The sequence below is a fragment of the Pseudomonas sp. WS 5011 genome (assembly GCF_012985775.1).
GTDB lineage: Bacteria > Pseudomonadota > Gammaproteobacteria > Pseudomonadales > Pseudomonadaceae > Aquipseudomonas > Aquipseudomonas peli.
This window is the reverse complement of record NZ_JAAQXA010000017.1, coordinates 1-19,167: the sequence shown is the minus strand read 5'-3', so window position 1 is coordinate 19,167 and position 19,167 is coordinate 1. Positions and strand designations below refer to the sequence as shown.

The 19,167-nt window shown below is 55.7% G+C and carries 17 protein-coding genes and 1 pseudogene; 15 read left to right on the top strand and 3 right to left on the bottom strand.

Annotated elements, in window-relative coordinates; all coding sequences use genetic code 11:
- Positions 1-8: 8 nt before the first annotated feature.
- The 6 genes and pseudogenes from HBN63_RS16855 (at position 9) to HBN63_RS16830 (ending at position 4,027) form a co-directional block, all read left to right on the top strand.
- Positions 9-614, top strand: coding sequence for an arylesterase (locus HBN63_RS16855; protein ID WP_170050207.1), 606 nt, complete (start codon positions 9-11; stop codon positions 612-614).
- Positions 615-1,263: 649 nt separating this feature from the next.
- Complete coding sequence (locus tag HBN63_RS16850) at positions 1,264-1,680, top strand: hypothetical protein (RefSeq protein WP_170050206.1); 417 nt, start codon at positions 1,264-1,266, stop codon at positions 1,678-1,680.
- Between the two features lie 92 nt (positions 1,681-1,772).
- Positions 1,773-2,354: a hypothetical protein gene (locus tag HBN63_RS16845; RefSeq protein ID WP_170050205.1), complete on the top strand. Its 582-nt coding sequence runs from the start codon at positions 1,773-1,775 to the stop codon at positions 2,352-2,354.
- 124 nt (positions 2,355-2,478) lie between these two features.
- Positions 2,479-2,658 (top strand): annotated as a pseudogene (locus HBN63_RS21955) (arylesterase); the annotation flags it as partial.
- Between the two features lie 58 nt (positions 2,659-2,716).
- Positions 2,717-2,998: a hypothetical protein gene (locus tag HBN63_RS16835; RefSeq protein ID WP_090255921.1), complete on the top strand. Its 282-nt coding sequence runs from the start codon at positions 2,717-2,719 to the stop codon at positions 2,996-2,998.
- A gap of 75 nt (positions 2,999-3,073) precedes the next feature.
- Positions 3,074-4,027 carry a L,D-transpeptidase family protein gene (locus HBN63_RS16830; RefSeq protein ID WP_170050204.1) on the top strand — a complete coding sequence of 318 codons (954 nt, stop codon included), beginning with the start codon at positions 3,074-3,076 and terminating at the stop codon, positions 4,025-4,027.
- A 137-nt stretch (positions 4,028-4,164) separates the two neighbouring features.
- Here the strand turns inward: HBN63_RS16830 and oprI are convergent, their stop codons facing one another.
- Entirely contained in the window at positions 4,165-4,416 is a 252-nt protein-coding gene (gene oprI, locus HBN63_RS16825; protein WP_090242095.1) for an outer membrane lipoprotei OprI, read from the bottom strand.
- Positions 4,417-4,938: 522 nt separating this feature from the next.
- Between oprI and HBN63_RS16820 the strand changes: the two genes are divergently transcribed.
- Positions 4,939-5,220, top strand: a complete 282-nt coding sequence (locus tag HBN63_RS16820) for a GNAT family N-acetyltransferase (protein ID WP_090255919.1) — start codon at positions 4,939-4,941, stop codon at positions 5,218-5,220.
- Positions 5,221-5,286: 66 nt separating this feature from the next.
- Here HBN63_RS16820 and HBN63_RS16815 read toward each other — a convergent pair whose 3' ends face one another.
- Positions 5,287-6,021 carry a phosphoadenylyl-sulfate reductase gene (locus tag HBN63_RS16815; RefSeq protein ID WP_160088510.1) on the bottom strand — a complete coding sequence of 245 codons (735 nt, stop codon included), beginning with the start codon at positions 6,019-6,021 and terminating at the stop codon, positions 5,287-5,289.
- Positions 6,022-6,210: 189 nt separating this feature from the next.
- On the opposite strand from HBN63_RS16815, the gene thrH reads away from it, so the two are divergent.
- Positions 6,211-6,828 carry a bifunctional phosphoserine phosphatase/homoserine phosphotransferase ThrH gene (thrH, locus tag HBN63_RS16810; protein WP_170050203.1) on the top strand — a complete coding sequence of 206 codons (618 nt, stop codon included), beginning with the start codon at positions 6,211-6,213 and terminating at the stop codon, positions 6,826-6,828.
- Between the two features lie 131 nt (positions 6,829-6,959).
- Here the strand turns inward: thrH and pabB are convergent, their stop codons facing one another.
- Positions 6,960-8,309, bottom strand: a complete 1,350-nt coding sequence (gene pabB / locus HBN63_RS16805) for an aminodeoxychorismate synthase component I (protein WP_170050202.1) — start codon at positions 8,307-8,309, stop codon at positions 6,960-6,962.
- A 163-nt stretch (positions 8,310-8,472) separates the two neighbouring features.
- On the opposite strand from pabB, the gene HBN63_RS16800 reads away from it, so the two are divergent.
- From HBN63_RS16800 to HBN63_RS16770, 7 genes are all read left to right on the top strand, one after another.
- The gene (locus tag HBN63_RS16800; RefSeq protein WP_170050201.1) at positions 8,473-11,187 is read left to right on the top strand and encodes a LuxR C-terminal-related transcriptional regulator; all 2,715 of its coding nucleotides are present in this window, start codon (positions 8,473-8,475) and stop codon (positions 11,185-11,187) included.
- Entirely contained in the window at positions 11,184-13,907 is a 2,724-nt protein-coding gene (locus HBN63_RS16795; protein WP_170050200.1) for a LuxR C-terminal-related transcriptional regulator, read from the top strand. Before HBN63_RS16800 ends, HBN63_RS16795 begins: the two co-directional genes overlap by 4 nt.
- Before the next feature lie 244 nt (positions 13,908-14,151).
- Positions 14,152-14,580 (top strand): DUF6160 family protein, encoded by a 429-nt coding sequence (locus tag HBN63_RS16790; RefSeq protein WP_170050199.1) that lies wholly within the window; start codon positions 14,152-14,154, stop codon positions 14,578-14,580.
- A gap of 89 nt (positions 14,581-14,669) precedes the next feature.
- On the top strand, positions 14,670-15,431 hold the full coding sequence (locus HBN63_RS16785; RefSeq protein ID WP_170050198.1) for a C39 family peptidase: 762 nt from the start codon (positions 14,670-14,672) through the stop codon (positions 15,429-15,431).
- Positions 15,432-15,469: 38 nt separating this feature from the next.
- Positions 15,470-16,474, top strand: coding sequence for a transporter (locus HBN63_RS16780; RefSeq protein ID WP_170050197.1), 1,005 nt, complete (start codon positions 15,470-15,472; stop codon positions 16,472-16,474).
- 44 nt (positions 16,475-16,518) lie between these two features.
- Positions 16,519-18,078: an outer membrane protein transport protein gene (locus HBN63_RS16775; RefSeq protein ID WP_262499002.1), complete on the top strand. Its 1,560-nt coding sequence runs from the start codon at positions 16,519-16,521 to the stop codon at positions 18,076-18,078.
- A gap of 11 nt (positions 18,079-18,089) precedes the next feature.
- Positions 18,090-19,085: a MalM family protein gene (locus HBN63_RS16770; RefSeq protein WP_170050195.1), complete on the top strand. Its 996-nt coding sequence runs from the start codon at positions 18,090-18,092 to the stop codon at positions 19,083-19,085.
- The last annotated feature ends 82 nt before the right edge of the window (positions 19,086-19,167 follow it).

Below are 19,167 nucleotides of genomic sequence, written 5' to 3'. Positions count from 1 at the left end.
AGAATCCAATGCGTAAGTGGTTGATCGGTACTGCCCTGAGCCTGCTGCTGTGGGGGCCGGCGGCGTTCGCGGGTACCGTGCTGGTCGTCGGCGATAGTATCAGCGCGGCTTTTGGCCTGGATACCCGCGAGGGATGGGTTGCCTTGTTGGAAAAACGCCTGGCCGAAGAGGGTTTTGCCCACCAAGTAGTCAATGCGTCGATCAGCGGCGACACCAGCGCAGGCGGCGCCGCACGGCTGCCCGCGCTGCTTACAGAGCATCAGCCGGAGCTGGTGATTATCGAGTTGGGAGGCAATGATGGCCTGCGTGGCCAGCCCCCGGCGCAATTGCAACAAAACCTTGCGGCCATGGTGCAGGCATCGCAGAAGAAGGGCGCCAAGGTGCTGATCCTTGGCATGCAGCTACCGCCCAATTACGGTGTGCGCTACACCACGGCGTTCGCTGAGGTGTTCCCCAAGGTTGCCAGTGAGACAGGATCGGCCCTGGTGCCATTCGTGTTGGAGGGCGTAGGCGGCGTGCCTTCGCTGATGCAAAACGACGGCATTCACCCCACTGCTGAGGCACAACCCAAGCTGTTGGAAAACGTCTGGCCGACCCTGAAACCTTTGCTCTGATGCTGTCCTAATGAAGGTCAGGAGGAGGCATCTTAGCGCGTGCCTCCCAGAGTGCGTCAACAGGTTTTTCTAACAAACGTTGAACATCTTTCTAACACTCAATGGCTCTGGGACAGGTGTTTCGGGCGTGTCTTTGAGGGCGGGTATGGGGGTAGTCCGGCTGGGTTTACTATTGATAAGGGGACTCAGATTTTTCTGCCAGATTCTCAAGCGGCTGCCCAGACTGGAAGCAGCCCACATTAGTTGATAGCAGCTCAGCTCGATCCGTCCATGCGAGAACCAATTGTGTATTTGCTCTTCTGTTATTCGCTTATCAGACCATCCTTGAGCAAAGCTAACGCTCTCTGATCTTGGCAACTTGGACCTCGGCAGGCTGCTAATTCTGATTCTTTCAGGTAATACAGCCCCCCGGAGGCGCTTCGCTTGACCTCTTCACCTTCACGGAAGGGCATTGCTGCGGGGTCTTCATCCAGGCCCTTCAGGCACGCTTGAAGTTTCTCTTCTCGAACTTCACAGCGACACCTCCACGTGACCCACGATGTCCGACAGCTTGTAGACGCACTGGACGTAGCCGCTGTGAGCTGGCGAGCAGCTAATGATGGTGACCGTGAGGTGGTATCCTACGGATTTACTTGTTGCAGGAGGTAGCATGCAATCTACCCCTTACCAGACACAGAGTTCAGAGCTGAGTGCTGGCAAACACCGCATAGGTTACTTAGGGGGCGAAAAGCCGCTATGGAAGGCATTCTGGCTGGTCTATGTCCTTGGGTTTGCTCTTGTTTATGTCTCAGTCCGGTTTGTGGTTTTAGATGCCTTTGGCAACGCGATAATTGAGCTTGTGCGTAGCTGGAACGAACTGGTCATTTTGACCTCGCTCCAAGAGGTCTACGGGCTTATAGGTTTTACGCCATTGCTAATGTACACCTGCTTTAGTCTTCTGGTGGTCTGGCGGTGTGGACGGAATACCAGTTGGGTTGGCTGGACGATCCTGGCGCGTTCTATGGTCGCACTGACCGCCCTTTTCACGGGCGCTACGGTTATTTTCTGCGTGTGGAAGGTTTTCTGAATCAATAGCCACCACTTTGCACTGCTGCATAGCGGACTTCAGACTTTTAAGACCGTAGCCACATCCACGTTAGCCGCGCAAGGAGTCAGCGCATGGGTCTGTTTGATCGTCTTTTTGGTGGTCGTTTTACTGCACCACCTCCAGAAGAAACGAATGTTTCGGATGCTGAAATTCTTCGAGAGCTTCACCCACGGCCGTCGCCAGAGCAGCGCAAGGCTTTAAGGGAGTTAGTTGAGCAGCTACTGACTTTCACGCCTGAAGATGAGCGTCAGCGGTTGATTCGTCGTGTGGACCGCCGATTCAATAAACGAGATGGTGCTCAAGAGGCTTTTTCTGAGGGGCTACTTGATAGCGAGAGGGGGCAGAAGACTCAATACCTGGCTCTGATCAGCTGTGACTGGCGCGGTTTTGATTGTTTCGAGTATCTGGCACCCATTGCAGTAAAAAACTGCGGTATCAGTGAGGTCTATACCTATTCGCACTCGGGAGTGAAACCCATGGCTGAGGTGCTGGCTGATTTTGACATCTGGCTTGCTCAGTCCGGGAGGCGGTACCTCCACTTCGATTCGGGTGGTGATGATTACCTGGGGGCCATCGTTGATACCGAAAGGGTTCCAGAGATCATCCAGTTGGCGGGAGTTGCGGGTCTGAGAGCCAGTTTTGATAGCTTCTGAACAAAAGGGCCGACTCAGTGAAGAGTCGACCCTGGAGGCGTTACTTACTGGTCTTGTTGCTCTGCTTTCGTCTGTAGGCCATCAGCGGCCAGTGGATAATGGCGGTGAGCATGGCGACACCACAGCGTTCGCTGAGGTGTTCCCCAAAGTGGCGCAGGAACATGACGCCGCCCTGGTGCCTTTCGTGCTGGAGGGCGTCGGTGGTGTGCATTCGCTGATGCAAAACGACGGCATTCACCCCACGGCTGAGGCGCAGCCCAAGCTGCTGGAAAACGTCTGGCCGACCCTGAAACCTTTGCTCTGACGGGCTTTTCTGTACCGTGCCTTTCGGCTAATGTGGCGGCCCCGCACTGGAGCCCTCAATGCCGCGTCCTGCCTGGTCCTTGCATGCCTACCAACTGATCGAGCCCGACGAGCAGCTTGACCTGTTCGCCTGCCGAGAAGTGCGTGTGCACCTGCTGGCGCGTCAGCTTGAGTTAGGTGAGTTTGCCGACCGCACTTTGTGCGGTGGTTTGCTGCCCGCGCAACCCGTATGGCGTGATCTGGATAAGACGATGCTGCGCGACAAACGCTTGTGCCCGGCATGCCGGGCCACACTTGAGGCGCAGAAACGCGGTGATCGTCCAGCATTGCCGGTTCGCTGAGCTATCCAAGCAGCTGATCAATCGGTGTACAATCGTTCTCAACTTTTACCAACCATTTTCGTCAGGAATTCCCGGATGTTGTCGCGTGCCTTTGCCGTCACTCGTTGCCTGCCGCTTGCCGCTGTATTTGCGGTAGCGTCTGCTAATGCTCTTGAGTTTCCTCTGCCGCCGCCGGGTGAGGATATCGTTGGCGAAGTGCAGGTAATCCAAGCCAAATATGAGGACACCTTTGCCGACTTGGGTGTGGCAAATGATTTGGGTTATTTGGAAATGGTTGTTGCCAATCCGGGTGTTGACCCCTGGCTGCCGGGCGCTGGCAACGAGATTATTTTGCCGACGCGTTACATTCTGCCGCCTGGCCCGCGTGAAGGTATTGTGATCAACCTCGCCGAGTACCGTCTGTACTACTACCCGAAAGGTCGCAACGTGGTTTACACCTATCCGCTGGGTATTGGTCGCGAGGGCTGGAGTTCGCCGGTTGCCAATGCGCGCATTACGGCCAAGACGCCGAACCCGGGCTGGACACCGCCTAAATCGATCCGTGAAGAACATGCTGCCGATGGCGATCCGTTGCCTGCCTACGTGCCGCCAGGTCCGGACAACCCGCTGGGTCCATACAAGATGGGCTTGTCGGTGCCGGGTTACCTGATTCACGGTTCGAACAAGAAATTTGGTATTGGTATGCGTGTCAGCCATGGCTGCTTCCGCATGCTTAACCACAACGTCTTGAAGCTGGCGTCGATGGTGTCTGTGGGCACATCGGTGCGCATCATCAACGAGCCTTACAAGTTCGGTCGCAGTGGCGGCAAGGTCTACCTGGAAGCCCATGCTCCGCTAGATGATTCGGGCGATGCTTCGGTTGTTGATAAGCACACGGCCGTAATCAATGCGCTGCTGAAAAATGATCAGTTCGCCGACCTGCGTCTGGACTGGGAAATGCTGCGCGAAGTGGTAGCTGCTGAAGATGGCTTGCCGGTTGAAATTGCTCAGCCTGATCAGGCCATGGTGGCGACTGAGCCGGCTATCTGACTTCAGCTTGTTCAAAAGGCCCGTTATGCGTAATTGCTGACGGGTTTTTTATTGCCTATAAAACGGTAGTCATTTTTGCTGGGCAATAAAAAAGCCGACCCAGAAACTGGGTCGGCTTGTCATAGCCTTGTGAGCTATTACTTGCGGCTGGCTTTTTCCAGCATACGCAGAGCGCGCTCATTGGCTTCGTCAGCAGTTTGCTGAGCCTTCTGAGCAGCAGCCATAGCGTCATCAGCCTTGCGGTAGGCTTCGTCGGCACGGGCTTGAGCGCGAGCGGCTGCATCTTCAGTTGCAGTCAGACGAGCTTCAGTTTCTTTGGACATGCTGCTGCAACCGGTAGCCAGAACTGCGGCCAATGCCAGAGCAGAGAATTTCAGAACGTTGTTCATCGTGTTCCCCTTGAGGTGGAGTTTTTCCATAAAAGCAATTTCCTAATGGTAGGAAATTAGCCGGCGTACATACTACCTGTAACTTGTAGTAAGTAAACGGAGGAAAGGGCAAGCCGCCAGAGTTTTTTTCTGCTTTATGCATAGCCGCCCACTTATTTGACATGTTTTGGTTAAAAAACAATCAGTTCCGAGGCTTCTTGCAGTCATACGGGAAGCACTGAGGTCAGGCTAGAGTCGCGTTGATCACTCTAGGGGCTTGGAAATGATGCCGTAAGTTATCTGATGGTGAATCATCCGAAGGATGCCGTGTCTACAAACGTTGCCGACGCTGACATAGACATCGTTCGGATTGCTTGTGTGCCGAAATGACGCGAGGTGCGATCTAAGTTATTGATTCACGTGACCTCGCAGGTTTTTGCCTGATAAGCTCATGAATATTGCCTACAACTTAATTGGTGCAGATGCTGCACCACATGACTGTAGGGGCGAAAGCGGGTTGCGCGTTTTAACAGAGGAGTTGCAATGAGCGAGGCGTTGTCCATTCACCATGACCTGGCAGGCCATCAATTCGAGACCACAGTGGATGGTGATCGGGCATACCTGGCTTATATGGACCTTGGGAAGCAAACCCTGGATATCTATCGCACCTTTGTGCCCAATTCGTTGCGTGGGCGTGGGATCGCGGCTGCGTTAACCGAGCATGCGCTGCAGTATGCCGAGCTGCTGGGGTATACGGTGATTCCTTCATGTTCCTATGTCGAACGTTACATGGTTCGCCGCCAGCGTCATGCGGATAAAAGCTGATTAATACGCACACGAAAAGGCCAGTCATTGACTGGCCTTTTTTATATCTGTCTTTCGTCTTTGCAATCAGATTTTGGCGATTAGATTGCCAGCGTGCAGGCCACATTCTTTCTGTGTTGCTTCTTCCCACCACCATCGGCCTTCGCGCTCATGCTGGTTAGGCAGCACCGGGCGCGTGCACGGCTCGCAACCGATGCTGATAAAGCCGCGTTCGTGCAGGCTGTTGTAGGGCAGTTCGAGCATGCGGATATAGGCCCAGATGTCTTCGCTGCTCATCTGCGCCAACGGGTTGAACTTGTATAGGGCGTTGTCTGCTGTAGAAAAGGCGCCGTCAATTTCCACTACAGCAACCTGGCTGCGCGTGCCGGGGCTCTGGTCACGGCGCTGGCCTGTGGCCCAGGCTTTTACCGTGGCAAGCTTGCGGCGTAGCGGGGCAGTTTTGCGGATGCCGCAGCATTCACCATGGCCGTCCTTATAGAAGCTGAACAGGCCCTTTTCCTTGACGAAAGGCTCCAGCGCGGCGGCCTCCGGCGAGAGTATGTCGATGCTGATGTTGTAGTGCTCGCGCACCTGATCGATAAAACGGTAAGTCTCCGGATGCAGGCGACCGGTGTCGAGGCTGAAGACTTTTACGTTCTTGTTGAGTTTCCAGGCCATGTCGACCAGCACCACATCTTCTGCGCCGCTGAAAGACAGCCATAGTTCATCGCCAAAGTGTTCAAAGGCGAGTTTGAGAATGTCTTGAGGCGACTTATTGGCGTAGCTCGCCGCCAGCTCGGCTGCATCGAAGGGTTGGCTCATCGGCTGAATTCCTAGTTATGGTGACGTCGCGCGTCTTTGTGTGGCGATGGTAGCAAAAGCTGGTTATACGACTAAATAACCAAGTGCCGTAGTAGACCTCTGATTTGGGTATAAAGCTCTGCGTTGCAGAGCTTTAGGGGAGCGGCTAGAGTGCCGCCTTCTCAAATAAATCCAAGCTAGGAGTGTCCTGTGGAAATCGCGTGTCTCGACCTGGAAGGCGTGTTGGTCCCGGAAATCTGGATCGCCTTCGCGGAAAAAACTGGCATCGAATCGCTGAAAGCGACCACCCGGGATATTCCGGACTATGACGTGCTGATGAAGCAGCGTCTGCGCATCTTGGACGAACATGGCTTGAAGCTGTCTGACATTCAAGAGGTGATCGCCACACTAAAGCCTCTGGATGGCGCGGTAGAGTTTGTCGACTGGTTGCGTGAACGCTTTCAGGTGGTGATTCTCTCGGACACCTTCTACGAGTTTTCCCAGCCCCTGATGCGTCAGCTGGGTTTCCCGACTCTGCTATGCCACAAGCTGATCACCGATGAAACGGATCGCGTAGTGGATTACCAACTGCGCCAGAAGGACCCCAAGCGTCAGTCGGTCATCGCCTTCAAGAGCCTCTACTATCGCGTGATCGCGGCGGGTGACTCGTATAACGACACCACCATGCTCAGCGAAGCCCACGCCGGTATCCTGTTCCATGCGCCGGACAACGTGATTCGCGAATTCCCGCAGTTCCCTGCAGTACACACCTATGAAGACCTCAAGCGTGAGTTCATCAAGGCGTCCAATCGCGATCTGAGCCTGTAATCAGCTCTCTATTGAAAAGCCCGCATTTGCGGGCTTTTTTGTGGCCTGCCATCCATGGCGGCCCCCTTTCGGGTCGTCGCTGGGCGATGTCAAAAACTTCTCCCGGAAGTTTTTTGTGCCTGCCGTCCAGTTCAATCGCAGAACTGTTCTAGCGTCGCCAGCAGCACTTTGACCTTGGTAATCGATTCCTGGTATTCGGCCTGGCCGTTGGAGTCGGCGACGATGCCGCCGCCACCCCAGCAGCTGATCTGCCCATCCTTGGCCAACAGGCTGCGGATGGCGATTGAGCTGTCCATTTCGCCACGGACATCCAGATACAGCAGCGAGCCGCAATACAGGGCGCGGCGAGTGGGCTCCAGTTCATCGATGATCTGCATAGCACGGATCTTTGGCGCGCCAGTAATCGAGCCGCCGGGGAAACTGCCGGCGATCAAGTCCAGGGCATCTTTATCCGCTGCCAGCTCGCCGGTCACGGCGCTGACCAGATGATGCACATTGGGGTAGCTTTCCAGAGCAAAGAGTTCAGGTACCCGCACCGAGCCGACGGTGCAACTGCGGCCCAGGTCATTACGCAGCAAGTCGACAATCATTAGGTTTTCCGCTCGGTCCTTGCTGCTGCCCAGCAGGGCGTCGGCTTGCGCCTTATCCCGCTCTGCATCGGTATGGCGAGGACGGGTGCCTTTGATCGGTCGCGTTTCCACCTGGCCTTCGCTGATGCGCAGAAAGCGCTCAGGCGACAGGCTGATGATGGCGCCGCCGTCTGGCAACGTCTGATAACCCGAGAAGGGTGTTGGGCAGGCGGCGCGCAGGGCTTGGTAGGCGGTCCACGGCGAGCCTTGATAGCCCGCGCGGAAGCGTTGCGCATAATTCACTTGATAACAGTCACCGGCCTGAATGTAGGCCTGAATCCGCGCAAAACATTGCAGGTACTCGGCTTCGCTGATATCCGACTGAAAATGCTCAAGCAGCCGGAACGGTTGACGCTCGGGCGTTGTAGGCGTTTCGAACAGCGCAGCCAGACGCTGGCGTTCTGCCGCGTCCAGGCTCGGGTGAAACATCAGCTGGCTGCGTTGTTGCTGGTGATCGGTGATCAGGGCCCAGGCGTAGAGGCCAAAACGGGCATCGGCCAGATTGAGGTCGTCGAGAGCTTGGGCCGGCAGCTGTTCAAGTCTGCGGCCGAAGTCGTAACTCAGGTAGCCAATCAATCCGCCGACGAACGGAAGCGGATTATCTGCCGGTGCTTGGCATTCGCCGAGACTGGCAAGGCTCTGGCGTAGGCGTTGCAGGAAAGCGTTGGCCGTTTCGTCAGGTGCGGGTGCCAGCTCTGCCAATGGCCAGGCGCTAATAAGGTCATAGCGTCCACGCTGCGCGGTTGGGCGTCCGGCATCCAGTAAGACGGCACCGGGTGCATGCATGACGCTGCTGAAGTAACGCGAAGGGTCTGCGAGGTAGGGCAGAGCCTGTACAAGGCAAGTAGGCATATGACACTTTCAAGGTGCGCGGACGCCGATTGTAGAACGTCGCCAACATTCATCCTAGAGCTTGCGCGTGGGTTTACTCGGGATGCTTGTGCTCATTAGTATGGAACTGTCCCCGGATGTTCGATGTGACTCATAAAACAATAATTACTACGGGATCAAGGCCATGGATGAAGTAACGGATCCTGCCGCTGGGAGCCTCTTGCGTGCCAAGCTGATGCCACCTCAGGCGTCTGCTGATTATCTGGTCAGGCCGCAGCTGGAATCAGCGCTGTCTGGCAATCCCCATGCGCGGGTGCTGCTATTGGCTGCCCCGGCTGGCTTCGGTAAAACCAGCGCACTGGTTGCGTTAGCCCAGGCGCGGGCACACAGCGGTCAGGCTGTTGCCTGGTTGTCGCTTGGCCCTGGTGACGATGAGCCTTCTCGTTTTCTGCTGCAGCTGATCGAAGCGCTTTCGTGTCTGTTACCAGGCTTTGGCGCAGAAGCTTTGGCTTACCTGCAGAACACCATGCGTGTTCCGGTATCTGCGGTGATGGAAAGTCTGCTGGTGGACCTGGCGCAGCTGGAAATCCCGCTGCTGCTGGTGCTCGATGATCTGCACCTGATTCAGGACACCGAGTTGCTGAACGCGCTCAATCGCCTGATCAAATTTGCCCCTGAAGGTTTTACTCTGGCTATCGGTAGCCGCTCCCAGCCGGCGCTGAACCTGGCCACCCTGCGCGCCAAGGATTTGCTGGTGGAGATCGGTGAGCAGGAACTGCGCTTGAGCAAGGCGGAAACCCGCGATTACTTGCAGCGCTGCGGTTTGCAGCTGGATGCCGTGGCGTTTTCGGCGCTGTACAGCCAGACCGAAGGTTGGATGGTGGGCGTGCACTTGGCCAGCCTCTGGCTGCGTCATCAACCCCAGGCCGCTGCACAGATTGCCGACATGGGCACGGATCAGTTCGCTGTGGGTGCGTACCTGCTGCGCAGCGTGTTCGAGCAGTTGCCCGCCGACAAACAGGAACTCCTGCTGGCTCTGGGTGTGGCGCAGCAGCTCAGTGGTGACCTGGCCAATGCGCTGACTGGGCGGCATGACGGCCAGACGTTGCTGGAAGAGCTGGAAGCCATGCAGCTGTTCCTCCTACCGCTGGACCGCGAAAGACAGTGGTATCGCTTTCATAACCTGTTTGCCGAATTCCTGCGCAGCCGCCTGAAAGAGCGCGACCCGGAGCGTTTCAAACAACTGCATTTCAACGCCAGCCTATGGTTCACCAACCACCATATGCAGAACCTGGCCATTGAGCATGCGTGCCTCGCCGAAGACCCGGAAATGCTCGCCGCGCTGGTCGATGGTTGCGGCCTGGAGTTGATCAACCGTGGTCAGCTCAATCTGATCTACAAATGGCGTCAGCACGTACCGGATGAGATTGCCGAGCGCTTTCCCGTGCTGGTACTCGCCGATGTCTGGACCCGTGCCGCCGAGCTGGGGCTGGTGGAAGCCAACCGCATGCTCGATGAGCTGCTTGAGCGTTGGACGGAAGCCAAGCAGGGCGCGCCGCTTAGCGACAAGTTGTTGGCAACTCTGGCGATCAAGTCGGTTATCGCCTTGCAGAAGGATGATTTGCAGACCTGTATAGCCCTGGCGCGGCGGGTTGAAGTGCAGCTGGGCCAGCACACCGCCTTTCTTGAAGTGGCGATGTTGATCGTCGGTGCGCTGGCCAATGTGATGATCGGCCAGCCGGACCAGGCCAAACGTTTGCTGGCTCTGGCGCAGCAGCGCAATCACTTCCTCGAAGGGCGCTATCTGGATATGCAGTTGGCCAACGTCGAGGTGCTGCTGAGTCTGGAGCAGGGGCAGATCCGTCAGGCCGAGCTGCTGTTCGCCCAGTTGCGCGCGCGGGTAATACCCTGGTTTTCTGATCGATCGCGGGCATTGGCGCTGCCGACCATCACCGAAGCCCTGATTGCCTACAACCAAGGACGCCTGGACGGTATTGAGGAGCGCCTGCGCTGGGCGCTGGCCACGGTTGATGTGATCAATCCGATCGATCTCTACGCCCAGGGCATGCTGTGCATGGCCCATGTGCAGCGCATGCAGGATAACCCCAAGGATGCCTACGCCAGCCTGGTCCTGATGCAGAACCTCGCCGCGCGTAATCAGTCCTGGCGCTTTTACGCCCAGGCGGTGGCCGATGAGGTGGTGCAGATTCTTCAGGAGCCTGCGGCAGACCGCCTCAAACGCGCCGAGCAACGCCTCAAAACGGTGGACTGGAACAAGCTGGCCGAGCATTACCAGCATATGCGCTTCAATCCGGTGCTGTGGGTGCGCGGTCTGACCCGAATTCGTCTGCAGCAGGCGCGCGGCCATTACAGCGAAGCGCTGCATGAAATCACTCAGCTGCGCGGCATGTTGTTGGATAACTGGCACGGCTTGCATCGCTTGCGACTCGATTTGTTGGCGGCGCTGAGTTATCAGCGTTTGGGTTACCAGGAGCGTGCGCAAAGTTTGCTGGTGCAATGTTTGATTGGTGCCGAGCGCGAAGGGGTGCGTAGCTTGTTTGTCGAGGAGGGCGAAGCTATTCGCTTGTTGCTGCAGCAGCTGGAAGCCGCCGAGCGCCAGCCAGCGCTGCAGGGGTTTATCCGTGGTTTGCTGGCTATCTGGCCGGGCAACAGTGCGCGGCAATCGCAGGAAGTACTCGAAGAGGGGCTGACCGAGCGCGAGCGTGAGGTGGTCTGCCTCGCGGCTCAGGGCATGTCGAATGACGAGATCGGCCAGCAATTGTCATTGGCCCTCGGTACTGTCAAATGGCACCTGCACAACATTTACGAAAAGCTCAAGGTGCGTAACCGCACACAAGCCATCCGCCGCGCGCGTGAACTGAGTCTTCTTGATCAATGAATAGCCAATCGAAACCCCATCCGGGCAAGTTACCGTTACTGCGCACCAAGTTGTTTCCTGCTGAGTCCGCCGGCCGCCCGTTGTTGGCCCGCGATGCCTTGCTTGACCGGTTGTTCAAGGCGCGCGAGCAGCGTCTGATTCTACTCAGCGCGCCGGCGGGCTTTGGCAAGAGCACGGTGCTGAGTCAGTTTCGTCTGCGCTTGCTGGAGACTGGCGCGCGGGTCGCCTGGCTGTCCTGCGATGAGGCCGACAGCGAGCCACAACGTTTGCTGCATTACCTGATCGCGTCCATTGAGGCGCAACTGCCGGGCTTTGGTGCAAGCACCGCACGACTGTTGCGTGACGACCTGAGTGTGCCGAATGAGCTGCTGATGGATTCGTTTATCGGCGACCTGAAAAAGGTCCAAGGCGATCTGTACTTGATCTTTGATGACTTTCATCGCGTGCGGCATGTCGATCTGGGACCGCTGGTCAATTACTTCGTCAAGCAGGTGCCGGCCAATGTGCGGATGATCGGTAGCACGCGCTACAAACCGCGTTTTCTCGATGAGCAGCCGATTATTTCGCCCTGGGCGCTGTGGATCAAGGCTGACGAGCTGCGCCTGACCCGAGGCGAGACGGAAGCCTATTTTCATGAGCTTAAGCAGCTGCAGCTGAGCAGCGCCGAGTTGGACTTGCTGCACCGGCGTACCGAAGGCTGGATCACGGCCTTGTACCTGGTGGCGCTGTCACTGGCGCGGCAGCCTGAGCGCGCGGCCTTTCTCTCTGGGCTGTCAGGTACTGAGCGCAATATCGCCGATTACTTGGCTGAGGACGTGCTTGATCATCTGCCGCAGGATCAGCAGCTGTTTCTCGATCAGACTTCGGTGCTTGACGAGTTCAATGCCGAGTTGTGCAACGCTCTAACGGGGCGCACGGACGGCGCGCAAATGCTCAAGCGCCTGCAAACGGCCCAGCTGTTTATCATCGCGCTGGACGAGCAGGGCGAGTGGTTTCGCTATCACCACTTGTTTGCCGAATTTCTTCAGGGCCGCCTCAGCCGTGCGGGTGATCCAACCCATCTGCTGCATGCCGCCGCTCGTTGGTGTGAAAACCATGAACTGACCGATAAATCGGTCAAATACGCCCTGCGCGCGCGGGATTACGCCTTTGCCGCTGAGTTGCTGGAACGCCAGGGCGCGACGCTGATTGCGGGTAATCAGGTGTACGGCATCCTAGCGATCCTCAAGGATGTGCCCTCGGAGGTCATCCGTGAACATCCGGTGTTCCAGATTTTCTACGCCTGGCAGCTGGCCTTCGAGCAGAAGTACGCCGAGGCCGAAGCTTTAATTGAAGAGGTCAGCACGCGTCTGATGCAGGGGCGTGGCAAGCCGATGCACTTTGGTCTGGCAGTGCTGCTGGCCGTGGCTCAAGTGCTCAAGGCGCTGGTGCTGCTGTATCAGGACAAGCTGGAGGGCGCGCTGAAAGTGGCGCGGCACTGGCTGGCCCTGGTGCCCGATAATCAGCCGATTTTCCGCGCCAGCATGTCCTGCATTCAGGCCGCGGCCTACGCGCTGCTGGGCGAATTCGGTGAGGCGGCCAAATCGATTGCGGTGGCGCGCGATAACCTGGAGCAGGCCGATAGCGAATACCTGCATGCGGTGGTCAGCCTGATTGAGGCACTGATTTGCAAGGAAATGGGCCAGCCCGAGCGCGGCCGCGTCTTGGCTGAAAGCGCGCGCGCGCGGGTCGAGCAGGTATTTGGTCGGCGCAGTCGGGTCGGCGGACCGTTGGCTCTGGCCTATGCGGATTTGCTGTATGAGCAGGATCGGCATGCGGCGATTCTCGCTGAGCTGCCGCTGGCAACCACCTGGCGCGACGTAGCCACGCCGGTTGAACTGATCAGTCGCGGCAAACTGGTGATGGCCAAGGCGCGGTTCTTTGCTGGCGAGGGTGAGTCTGCTCTGGCTGAGCTGGACGAATGGTTGGCCGGTTTGCATGGTCCTGGGTATGAGCGCGTCTATGCCCTGGGCATGAGCTGCAAGGTGCAGTTTCTACTGTGGCTGCGTAAGCCCAATGAGGCCGAGCGCACCTGCCTGCAGCTGCAACGCCACCTAGCGGTCCTACCGCCTGGGCGGTATGCCGATGCGGAAACTGTGCAGGTGTTGTCGGAGGCGCGACTGGCCCTGTGCGAGCGACGTGCTGACAAGGCGCAAGCCATACTCGAAGCCTGCCTGGCCAAACAGACGGCCGAGCATCAGCGTGATCGGCGCTTGCGTCTTTCCTTGTTACTTTCTGTGGCGTACTGGCGCAAAGGTAACAGCGACAAGGCCTTTGCCTTGCTCAAAACCACGCTAGAGGATGCCTGGGCCAGCGGTTACCGGCGCATGTTTCTGGACGACGCACTCTGGTTACTACCGCTCTGGGATGCTTGGCACAGCGCCGAACCCAAGCGTGCCAGTGCTTGGCAGGGGCTGGCCGAGCAACTGCGTGAGCAATGCCGTCGGCTGTCTATCGATCTAGAAAATTTCGATGAAAATCAAGATGTTAGCCATCGAGAGCGGGAGATTCTGCGCTTCGTGGCGGCTGGTTTGTCGAACCGTGATATCGCCCAGGCGGTGCATTTGTCAGAGGCCACGATCAAATGGCACCTGCACAACCTGTTCGCCAAGCTGGGCGTGCGCAGCCGTACGCAAGCGGTTTTGAAGGGCAAGAGTCTGGGGTTGTTGAGCGAGGCCTGAGCGTTTGCTGCCGGATTTGCGCCAGATGGGCGCTCCATCCCTTGGATGGGCTGGCAGCCAGGGCTTGCACCAGTAGTTTTAGCGTCAGGACGAGAAGCATGGTGCTTCACGATTCCAAGCCTGGCGCGAATAGGGAAGCAGTGTCAGACCTGGTGAGCGGCGCACGCCGCTGTAGCTGAGACGGACAGGAGTCCAAAGCAGCCTGCCGGGGACAACCCATAAGTGAACTGTGGAGACAATAACAATGAAAACCCTCAAACAACTGGCCTTGGCCACCGCTGTTCTGGCTGTTCCTTTCATGGCTCAGGCTGAGCTCAAGGCCATGGATGACAGCTCCCTCTCTTCCGTGACTGGTCAGGCGGGTATCAGCATTTCTGGTAATTTCAACGGCAGCATCGGCAAGATCAGTTATATCGATGATGCTAATAGCTTGAATATGGAAACTGTTGCATTCAGTGGTTTCAACATTTCTGACAGTGCTCCCATCCTGGTAGACGTTGTAAGTACTGAAATCGGGGGCACTCCTACGCAGCAACTGCAGATCAGCCTGCCAACAATCACTGGTGAGCTGAGCGTCGGTGCCATCCGTCTTGGTTCAGGTGCCAGTATTGGTGGCTTGGCCATCAACGACATGAACATGGCCGGTACTACCGTAAAAGTCTGGGGCCACTAAGTTCACTTAGTTTTCCTGTGTGTTGAAAAGTCTTACCAGTCTCGGCCGGTAGGACTTTTCTTTATGTTGGAGTGGAGTGTGGTTGGCTGATGATTGAGATTCTGCTGGGCAGCCTGATTGGCGTATGGGGCTTTACTGAGGCCGTCGATACTAAACCGCCGGCACCAGGCACTGTGCATATCAATCAACATTTGCTGCCAAATGGACCTCTGCGTGAGACGGTAACGCTTGAGCCAATGAGTCAGTTGCAGTTTCGTAATGTGATTCGTCAAGCCTATGATTACAGCTGCGGTTCGGCGGCCCTCACCTCACTCTTGGATTACTTTCTCGGCCGCAACCTGCAGGAACGCCAGGTGATGGAAGGCCTGTTGCAGTTTGGCGAAGCCGACAAGATTGTTGAACGGCGCGGTTTCTCCCTGCTCGACATGAAGCGGTTTGTCACGGCGCTGGGCTATAAAAGTGGTGGTTTCCGTGCGGCCTTTGCCGATCTCGACGCGCTTGAGCATCCAGCCATCGTGCCGATCGAATATGCCGGCTTCAAACACTTTGTGGTGGTGCGCGATGTGTACAACGACCATGTATTTGTGGCGGACCCGGCACTCGGCAATATCAGTTTTACCCGTACGCGTTTTGAGGAAATCTGGGATCAGAACGTGCTGTTCGTGATTTTTCCCAACGGCAATGAGCCGCCAAATGCCCTTGCCTTGAGCGAGCAGGATTTGCGCATCATCGATGATCGCACCATCAGCTTGCTGGCATTTCGCGAGTTTCCACAGATGACCAAGTTCACCGAGAACCAAGCCACTGAGCTGGGTTCCGAGGGCGATATTCGCTATATCCGACGCAAGTAAAACGCCCGGCATAACAATAAATATTTGGGGGCTGCGCCATGAGAGTTTTGCATTATGTATGGCTGGCCATGCTGGCTGGGGCTGCCAGTTCAGGGGTACTTGCCGATCCGGCTTCGGTCGATCAGGCGCGTGAGGCACTGAGCAAGCAGGATGACGACGCCGACAGCGCCAAGGCGCTGGAAGAGGTGTTCCAGGCTGCGGAGAAAAGCTACACCCTGCTGAAAAAGGGCGAGCGAACGTTGACCTATGGTTTCGATTACTCCTTGGTGCGCGACACTGTCATAGAAACAGTGCGCACCGGAAATAATATATTCAGCGTCATCGGGCAAAGTGAAGCGCAGCATACCTTTACCAACTCGTTTACCTTTGACTATGGCGTGTGGGACAACCTGACGTTCAGCGTACGCCTACCTATGGTTGCTAAATACGATACTGAGCGCGACCTAAATGCCTACAGTTTGGGTGATATATCTGCCAGTCTGCGTTGGCAGCCGTGGACCTCATTGCGAGGTAAACCGGTCACGACCTTGTATGCCACACTAGGGTTGCCGACCGGTAACAGTCCTTATGACATCGATACGGCTAACAATCTGTCTACCGGTGGTGGTGCCTACAACCTGGGAGTCGGCGCAAACCTGTCCTATGTGATTGACCCGGTAGTGCTGTTCGGTTCGCTCGGTTATACCTACAACATGCCGATCACGGGCATCGGTCAGGTGCGTGGTGGGCGTGTGCTTGAGAAAGTCGATCCCGGTTCATCTTTTTCTTTGAGCATGGGCTTTGCCTATGCCTTGTCCTATGACGTATCACTGGCGACTTCATACCAGATGTCACACTCGCTGAAACCTACTTTTACCTTTGAAGACGGTGAGGCTGAAGGCAGAGGCCAGACCAGTGCGGTGATGAATTTCTCACTGGGCTTGCGTACATCACCAGACCGTATTGTCAACGTAAGTGCAGGGTTTGGTATGACTGAGGACTCGCCTGATGTTCTTTTAGGTATTTCTATGCCTTTGGATATCAAAGGCCTGAAGCCTGAATAATCGCGAGTAAACTCACCATGACTCATGCTTCTAAGCTGCGAGCTATGCTGCTTGCTGGATTGACTGTGTGCTTTAGCTGGGATGTTAATGCTCAGCTAGCAAATAATTTAACCATCGGTAACCCTAAAGCTATGGCAATGGGGAATGCCATTACTGCTGATTCCAGTGGTATCGATGCTGTGCACTACAACCCTGCCGCACTTAGTAAGCTAAAAGGCCGGCAAACCACCGTAAAGTTACTCAGCGGTGTAATGGATATTAGGGCTAAATTTGAACCGCGAGAAGGTTATAACTTTCTTGGTTACAGCGATGATCCTTATAAGAACTCCAGTAGCCGAACCTTAACGCCAGTGATGTATTTACCCGGGCTAGGCGGTATGACAGAGTTGCCTGTCCTTATAGCCCCCTTAGCTGGTCTATCTATTAATCCTCCTGGCTCAAAATTGACTTTTGCAACCAATGTCTACGCCCCTATGGCATTGGGCTATTCTCGCGACTCAGATGAAGATCCTGGGCGCTTTCAAGGTCGCCAGGTTTCTTTGCAGCGTATTACATACTTTTCTCCATCGTTGGCGTATCAGGTAAATGATGAGCTTTCACTCGGTTTGTCGATAGGGTTCTCTCATCAGGCTGTTGCGCTCAATCAGGACTTTCGCAATCCTGGGATGTTGACTGGTCTGACTCGAATTCTGAACGAGGCTCTCTGTCTACCGGGCCTTGAGTTGGCTCAAGGCTTGATCAATGTGTGTGGCGGTAAACTTGGTCCTTTTGACTCTTTGGCCAATCTTGATTTGGATCTGCAGGAGAGTCTTTCCCCGACTTACAATTTAGGAGTGTTGTGGGAGCCTAGTGATTGGTTTGCTTGGGGGGCTACTTATCAAAGTGAAGCAAGAATGAACCTGAAGGGTAAATACCGTATTGATTACTCTGAAGGTTGGGAGGGTTTTTGGTCGGGGCTACAGAGCTCTCTTTTTGGTCAGGTATTAAGCCCATTATTCCCTTATGGAGTGGATGAGGAAATTGGCAATGCTTCGCTAAAATTGACTTACCCAGATTCATTTAGTACCGGGATAAAAGTACGCCCGACAGACAGGCTGCAGTTCAACGCAGATCTGCGTTGGGTCGGGTACAGCGATTGGAATAATTTCGAAATTGAATTTGATCGCGAGTTAGACTTATTGCGTATTGCTAAGATTTTTGGTGGCGGAAATGCAACCAGTCGTAGCATTATTTTGGATAGGGGTTATGTCGATACGTGGAGCTGGTCTTTGGGTATGCAGTACGATATTAGTGATCGTTTGGCATTGCGGGCCGGTTATGAATATCGGCCTTCAGCAATTCCTAAAGATAAAGCTGATGTACTTGCCCCTGTAGGGGATGCTGATCTCTATGGGGTTGGCCTTGGTTATCGCTGGGACAAAGACACGATTATTGATATAGGTTTCAATTATTTTGTTTCAGAGCAAAAAATTCCTGCAGGCAGCAGTTGCAATGTTAGCTGTGAAGGCTTGGATAACCTTGTTTATAACCCCTATGCGGGGCTTGATATAGAAACAAGTGTCAAGGCATATATTTTTGCACTGACTTACACAACGCGTTTTTGAGGTTGGTGTTAATGCGCTTTATTTTGTTTATTGGCATATTGTTCGTCAGTCTTGAGAGTCAATCCAGCGGCCGCTATTTAACCTGGGTGGATGATCAGGGGCGGGTGCACAACAGTTTTGTCGACAATCGCTACGTGGCGCATCAACAAACGGCTACCGGCAACATCCAGCGCAGCGATCAGGCGCGCTTGAATGACGGTGAGACCGCAGTCTGGCCTGGTAGCAAGAGCACTGGTGAAAGCAAGCGACGTTATTTCACCTGGGTGGACGCCAGCGGCAATCTGCAGAACAGCTTCTATGCAGGGCAGCAGGTGCAAGCCGGTGGTAATGAGGTTCTTCTGGGTACGGGTGAGCGCTCCAGTGCCTACATCAGCTCTGATGTATTGGAGGGGCGCGATTTTGTCCGTGACGAGCAGGATGGACGCTACTTCACCTGGGTGGATGAGCAGGGGCGCATGCGTAACTCCAAGGTCCCGCCCAAGGGAGCCAAAGCGCCGACACCCACCTTGCACAATGTGCCTCTGACCCAGGGTAGGGAAGTGACCTTTGACGCTAAACCACACACTTTGCCGGGGCTGGATGGGCAGCCCACTGCCGCGATGCAGGCCTTGCTGGCGGGTACTGAACAGAAGGTTGAGGGGCGCTATCAGGAGCTAGTCGAGCGTTGCTGTGGGCAATTGAGTGAGGAAGATTTCACCCCTATCAGCGCCGATGAACCACGTTATGAAGAGCTCAATCGCTTTTCCCCCAGCCTGGATTTTCCCATGGGCAAGAGCTACTACGCGGCCCTGAAACTGCCACGCTCGCAGTACGACTTCGGTTTGCGTATTCGCAGCTTTGCCAACAAACAGGTCGCGTATCCCTCCTTGCTGTTCCTTGATCAGGCCAAGCAGCCAACGCGCCTGGTAAGTGATGCGGTGTATCAGCTGCATGCGGAAACCTGGTATCGCTATGCCTTTATCTGCGGATTCCACGGTCATCTGGCCACCCATTCCATGAGCATCTGACCACCGATTCCACGCTGATCCGGCCACCCATTCCACGCGCATCCGGCCACTGATTCCACGGCCATCCGGCCACTCAACCGGG

Coding starts and splice junctions, on each gene's coding strand:
- HBN63_RS16855 (WP_170050207.1), top strand. CDS start 9: ATGCGTAAGTGGTTGATCGGTACTGCCCTGAGCCTGCTGCTGTGGGGG.
- HBN63_RS16850 (WP_170050206.1), top strand. CDS start 1,264: ATGCAATCTACCCCTTACCAGACACAGAGTTCAGAGCTGAGTGCTGGC.
- HBN63_RS16845 (WP_170050205.1), top strand. CDS start 1,773: ATGGGTCTGTTTGATCGTCTTTTTGGTGGTCGTTTTACTGCACCACCT.
- HBN63_RS16835 (WP_090255921.1), top strand. CDS start 2,717: ATGCCGCGTCCTGCCTGGTCCTTGCATGCCTACCAACTGATCGAGCCC.
- HBN63_RS16830 (WP_170050204.1), top strand. CDS start 3,074: ATGTTGTCGCGTGCCTTTGCCGTCACTCGTTGCCTGCCGCTTGCCGCT.
- oprI (WP_090242095.1), bottom strand. CDS start 4,416: ATGAACAACGTTCTGAAATTCTCTGCTCTGGCATTGGCCGCAGTTCTG.
- HBN63_RS16820 (WP_090255919.1), top strand. CDS start 4,939: ATGAGCGAGGCGTTGTCCATTCACCATGACCTGGCAGGCCATCAATTC.
- HBN63_RS16815 (WP_160088510.1), bottom strand. CDS start 6,021: ATGAGCCAACCCTTCGATGCAGCCGAGCTGGCGGCGAGCTACGCCAAT.
- pabB (WP_170050202.1), bottom strand. CDS start 8,309: ATGCCTACTTGCCTTGTACAGGCTCTGCCCTACCTCGCAGACCCTTCG.
- HBN63_RS16800 (WP_170050201.1), top strand. CDS start 8,473: ATGGATGAAGTAACGGATCCTGCCGCTGGGAGCCTCTTGCGTGCCAAG.
- HBN63_RS16795 (WP_170050200.1), top strand. CDS start 11,184: ATGAATAGCCAATCGAAACCCCATCCGGGCAAGTTACCGTTACTGCGC.
- HBN63_RS16790 (WP_170050199.1), top strand. CDS start 14,152: ATGAAAACCCTCAAACAACTGGCCTTGGCCACCGCTGTTCTGGCTGTT.
- HBN63_RS16785 (WP_170050198.1), top strand. CDS start 14,670: ATGATTGAGATTCTGCTGGGCAGCCTGATTGGCGTATGGGGCTTTACT.
- HBN63_RS16780 (WP_170050197.1), top strand. CDS start 15,470: ATGAGAGTTTTGCATTATGTATGGCTGGCCATGCTGGCTGGGGCTGCC.
- HBN63_RS16775 (WP_262499002.1), top strand. CDS start 16,519: ATGCTGCTTGCTGGATTGACTGTGTGCTTTAGCTGGGATGTTAATGCT.
- HBN63_RS16770 (WP_170050195.1), top strand. CDS start 18,090: ATGCGCTTTATTTTGTTTATTGGCATATTGTTCGTCAGTCTTGAGAGT.